The 773-nt window shown below is 41.1% G+C and carries 1 protein-coding gene; it reads left to right on the top strand.

Features of this window, described 5'->3' with window-relative positions:
- Window positions 1–141: 141 nt before the first annotated feature.
- Window positions 142–773: hypothetical protein (locus A596_RS05060; protein WP_200882873.1), on the top strand; the 632-nt coding region annotated here is incomplete at its 3' end.

The following is a 773-nucleotide window of genomic DNA, read 5'->3' as shown; positions in this document are numbered from 1 at the left end:
AGTAGTGGTGCGACGGATCATCGTGGTGGCGGAGCCATCAAGATTGAAGCGGATACCTTAACGCTAAATGGAAAGATTCTTGCGGACGGTGGAGTAGTTACTGCGAGTAGTCATGGTGGTGGCGCTGGTGGATCGATTTGGTTGAATGTTGGTGCACTGACATCACCATCAGGATTAGGTGAGATACGTGCGAATGGCAGCAATGGTCGAGATGTTTCTGGTGGTGGTGGTGGCCGCATTGCAATTTATTATGAATCCAAAACCGGTCTGAATGATTCAAAAATTACAGCGACGGGTGGTAATGGTCAAAGCAGTGGAAAACATGGTGCTCCAGGTACGGTTTATATCAAAGATAAAACTGATCTTTCCTCAGCTTATTTGAAAATACAAGGTGCCGGTTCAGGCGCTGCTTACTCATATACACCATTAAATGATGTAACGAATGAAAGTAAAATAATTATTGAGAATGCCAACACCACAATTAGTGAAACGGTCCTCAATGGAAATCTGAATATTATCAATAGCAATGTGCGTATTGAAAACCCGATCAGATTTACACAACCTTTAAGTTTATTAAACAGCAAACTGGAAATACAAAGTGATGTAACATTTGAACACTTTATTGCGGGTAGCAACGCTTCATCTGAAATTGTTGAAGTGGGTGGCCAATTAACAGTTCCTGGGAACAATCTGGTTGTTGATGGCATTACGTTATCCCTCGCTAAAAATCACATTTTTAATTCAATCCATATTAAAAATGGTGGCGTATTAAC

This window comes from Cellvibrio mixtus subsp. mixtus J3-8 (assembly GCF_000766945.1).
In the GTDB taxonomy this organism is placed as follows: domain Bacteria; phylum Pseudomonadota; class Gammaproteobacteria; order Pseudomonadales; family Cellvibrionaceae; genus Cellvibrio; species Cellvibrio mixtus_A.
This window is presented reverse-complemented; position numbering and strand designations above follow the sequence as displayed.